Raw genomic sequence first — 3,796 nt, 5'->3', positions numbered from 1 at the left:
GGTGCCTTGGAGTGACTGCATGAGCAGTGTCGCCACTTGGGACGAGAGCGTGGCCTCACCGCGTGCGGCCTTACGGATCGCCTCGACCAGCTCCTCAGGGGGAATGTCTTTGAGCAAGTACGAGAGCGCCCCGGCACGGATCGCCGGGAGAATGTGCTCGTCCTCGTGGTAGCTGGTGAGGACGATCACGTGGGTGCGTGGGCTTGCGAGCTTAATGCGCCGCGCCGCCTCCACGCCGCCGATGCCCGGCATGACGAGGTCCAGTAGCACCACATCCGGTGCATGTTGCTCGCAGAGTGCCACTCCCTCCTCCCCACTGCCCGCCTCTGCCACCACCTCAATCTCAGGCCGCGAGCGCAGGAGCGCCTTGATTCCCTGTCGAATGATCGCGTGATCGTCTATTAGTAGTAGCCGGATAGGCTCACTCATGACTTCTTTTCTGCCTTTTCCTCACAGCGCACCGTGATGGTTGTTCCCTTGCCAGGCGCACTTTGCAGAGAGAACACGCCACCGGGCAGTGCTTCGGCGCGCTCGCGCATCGTCGCCAGCCCGAGCCCGGCATCTATATTGGTGCGGCGTGTGACATACTCGGGGACAAACCCACGGCCATTGTCGGCGATACTTAAGAGAGCCACACCCGGTTCTTCTTGACGCAAGCTCAGGTGCACTTCGGTGGCACCGCTGTGCCGAGCGATATTGGCGAGAGCCTCTTGCGTGAGCCGTAACAGTGCATTGCTGGCGTCGTCGGTAAGCCGGGGAGGACTGGCGAGCTCCAGGACGGTATGCACGCCCGTTCGGCGGCTCCAGTCGGCGATATGGCTCTGCAGCAAGATCGGCAGCGAGCCCTGACCGGGCGTCACGGGGCGTAGCTCTTTGAGAACACTGGTCAGCTCTTTTTGGGTTTGTTGCGCCAGCTCCCGCGCCGTGTCCAGGCACTCCCGCGCCGCCTCTGGGGCACTCTCCAGCAGATCACGGGCGGCGCTCACTTGCAGCGCGGTGGCAAAGACCTGCTGCTTGACCGTGTCATGCAAGTCCCGTGCGAGGCGATTGCGCTCCTCCAGCGTGGCCACGTCTTGCTGCAGCGCCATCCGGTCTTGCAGATCCCGCGCCATGCGATTGAGCCGCCGCGAGAGCTGCCCCAGCTCGTCGGAAGACTCCGGAGCATGCAGCGTAAAATCTCCCTCGGCCCAGGCATCTGCCGCGCCCGCAATCAAGCTCAGCCGCCGTGCCATCCGCCGCCCCACCCAGGCTCCCGCAATCCCACCTGCCAGCCCCGCACAGATCGTCACGACAAGCGCACTGGGGAGTACCGCCTCCAAAAAAATCTCCCAGAGCTTCTCCCACGGCTCCGCAGGCCCGGAGTGGTAGAAAAAATGCCCCACCCTCTGGCCGCTCTTGCTCTTAATCGGGATGCTCGCCACCAGCCCAAAGCCCTCCCAGCGGACTTGCGCTTTCCCGGGCTGCGAAAAACTTGCCTGCTCCCCCAAACGCCAGCGCCCCTCGGGAAACCCGGCGATCAGCTTGCCCTGCGCGTCGGTCACCGCCGCCACAGTCTTCGCATCCTCAGACGTAAAGTTCACCGTAATGCCGGGCAGCGGCTCCGAGGTCGCGTGTACCTGAGCAAGCCACTTCTTCACTTCTTTAAGGTCGCCTTTTTCCAGAGCCGTCGCATGTTTCTGCACTTCCGTACTCAACCCCACGCCGATTGCCTTGCGTACTTTGGGAGAAGTAAAAAAATAGGTCGTGAGCCCGGCAAGCACCAGCACTTCCAGCGCTAGGGTGGAAAAGAAGCTAACGGTTAAGAAGGCCAGGGTCATCTGCCATTGGAGCCGAGAGAGTTTTTTAAGCATACAGAGCCTATTGTGCCGCAGAGTTTGCCAATGCGCCTCACTCTCACGGGGGATTTTGCAATCCTCCCGGAGGACGAGTCAGATTCCCTCTCGCGCCTCAGCCAGAATCTTTGGCAAGGCCGTAACCTAAGAGGCATGGAAAAAACATCACAACTCTCGCTTCTCTTTTTTGCCTCTTTTGCTCTACTAAGCATGAGCAATGCGGCGCATGCCCAGAGCATGAGCGCTTCGATTAGCACGGGTGGCAGCTCAGACACCCCCAAGGCGGGGGAGAACATCAGCATCTACCGAGCACGCTCCCAGACCTATCTGACTGCCGTCTCTGCCGATAAAGCTCTGGGCATCAACGCGACGTTTTTGCCGCGCACCACCTATGTCTTCGATTTCTCGGAGGCGGCGCAAGACAAGCGCGAGAAGTACAAAAAATACCAGACTGCGGAGCGCCTTCTGCTGCCGACAATGGGCTTTTTTGTGGAGGCACTTCGACGAGACAGCAGCGGCACTCAGGGCTCGACACTGGGGGTGGGGCTGAGTTTCCGTAGTATTCAGACACTGCGTGAGGGGGGCAACGGCCAGCGCGCCGCGCTTGCCGCCTATGCCGGGACGGCCTTTGGTTTCTGGCGCACGGAGTCCGAGGGGCGCCGAGCGAGCCGCCTAGGGAGCCGGGTCTTTGCCGGGCTAGAGACACGCAACGGATACGTGCTAGAGGCAAGCTACAGCGACCGCCCGAGTGTTCAAGGCTTCTCGCCTCGGGGCGCAAGTCTTAGCCTTGGAGTCCGTTTCTAGCGACACTTCTACCCCAGCACCAGCACTTTGCAGCGGCGGCGTCCCACCAGCGCCGCTGCCTCGTCGGTGTTGTGGCCTAGGTCAATGCGCATGCCTTTGATGGCGCCTCCCACATCCAGCGCGATACAGAACCCGTAGTCCTCCACCCAGAGGCGCGAGCGCAGAGGAATCACGCGCGGGTCCACAGCCACGGTGCCATAGCCGACTGTCGTCTCCAGCTTGGTCTGATCGCCCCATGCACCGTTTTCGCCGGGGCCATAACCCGTTGCTGTCAAGGTAAGGAGGCGCGTGCCCTCAATGCAGGTGCCGTCTTCCAGCGTGATGGTGGGTATGGGGGCTGGCACTGTACTACGGGTTGCCTCGCTCCGTGCGATGGGTGTGCCTTGCTCCCAGCGTACGGCTTTGAGAGCCTTGCCTCGCCCCAGATCCATACCCGTCACACAAAGCCAATCCCCGTCGTCCAGCACCGGTGGATCTTCGAGCTCACCCAGCTGAATGCGCTTGGCCCGTGGCGGATGGAGGGAGATCGCCTCGCCGCCTTCGGGGAGCACCTCCGTCACCCGCAAGATCAAGTCAGGGCACTCGCTGTAGGAGTAAAGAACCGTCCCGGAGAGCTGGATTGTTTTCTTGGTAGCACTAAGGCAGGGCAAAGGAAGCAGGGAAGCGGCAGAGGCCAGCAGTAAATCACGCCGAGTCATCGCTTCGCATTTTACCGTGGATTTAGAGCTGGAGGCGGCCCATGAGCGAGAGGCGGCGCTGGCCTTTCTGCGCGGAGGTTTCTAGCGAGAGGCGCAGTGCTTCGAAGCTCGGTGGGGAGTAGTTGATAGCTCCGACGGGATAGGGAGAGAATGCGCCCCACTCGATGCGGCCCGTAAAGGCAAGCCCTGGTGTAGCGAGATGCTCCGCTTCGATGGAGGCGGCTCGTAGGCGCTCCCCCGGCGCACTTCCCGCTGTCCCCACGAGCAAGAAACGAGAGTTTTCCCCGAGCTGGTAGGTTCCCAGCGCACTCACCAGCGAACCGGAGCCGCGGCTGTAGCCAAAGAGCCCCACACTGCTGGCCCCCAAGCGACGGAAGGCATGGGCATAGATACCGTTGCTGCCACCAACCCGCGCTTGTTTCCGCAGACCCAGTGCTCCCTCAAACGGAACGCCGACCGAGA

At 61.8% G+C, this 3,796-nt stretch carries 5 protein-coding genes; 1 reads left to right on the top strand and 4 read right to left on the bottom strand.

Going from position 1 to position 3,796, the window contains the following annotated elements:
- Together RMO15_RS22405 and RMO15_RS22400 are read right to left on the bottom strand one after the other, a co-directional pair.
- On the bottom strand, positions 1-429 hold a 429-nt coding region (locus tag RMO15_RS22405), incomplete at its 3' end, for a response regulator transcription factor (protein WP_309717488.1).
- On the bottom strand, positions 426-1,850 hold the full coding sequence (locus RMO15_RS22400; RefSeq protein WP_309717485.1) for a sensor histidine kinase: 1,425 nt from the start codon (positions 1,848-1,850) through the stop codon (positions 426-428). The genes RMO15_RS22400 and RMO15_RS22405, both read right to left, overlap by 4 nt.
- A gap of 135 nt (positions 1,851-1,985) precedes the next feature.
- On the opposite strand from RMO15_RS22400, the gene RMO15_RS22395 reads away from it, so the two are divergent.
- Positions 1,986-2,636, top strand: a complete 651-nt coding sequence (locus RMO15_RS22395) for a hypothetical protein (protein WP_309717483.1) — start codon at positions 1,986-1,988, stop codon at positions 2,634-2,636.
- Between the two features lie 8 nt (positions 2,637-2,644).
- Here the strand turns inward: RMO15_RS22395 and RMO15_RS22390 are convergent, their stop codons facing one another.
- Positions 2,645-3,334 (bottom strand): 3D domain-containing protein, encoded by a 690-nt coding sequence (locus RMO15_RS22390; protein ID WP_309717481.1) that lies wholly within the window; start codon positions 3,332-3,334, stop codon positions 2,645-2,647.
- Between the two features lie 22 nt (positions 3,335-3,356).
- Positions 3,357-3,796 (bottom strand): hypothetical protein (locus RMO15_RS22385; protein WP_309717479.1); only part of this gene is annotated, 440 nt, incomplete at its 5' end.

It is taken from the genome of Armatimonas sp., from assembly GCF_031410135.1.
Lineage (GTDB): Bacteria > Armatimonadota > Armatimonadia > Armatimonadales > Armatimonadaceae > Armatimonas.
The sequence above is the reverse complement of the archived record's forward strand: the minus strand, read 5'-3'. Positions and strand labels throughout refer to the sequence as shown.

What these genes read in the sequence shown, in the direction of transcription:
- RMO15_RS22395 (WP_309717483.1), top strand. Translation starts at nt 1,986, where the DNA reads ATGGAAAAAACATCACAACTCTCGCTTCTCTTTTTTGCCTCTTTTGCT.
- RMO15_RS22390 (WP_309717481.1), bottom strand. Translation starts at nt 3,334, where the DNA reads ATGACTCGGCGTGATTTACTGCTGGCCTCTGCCGCTTCCCTGCTTCCT.
- RMO15_RS22400 (WP_309717485.1), bottom strand. Translation starts at nt 1,850, where the DNA reads ATGCTTAAAAAACTCTCTCGGCTCCAATGGCAGATGACCCTGGCCTTC.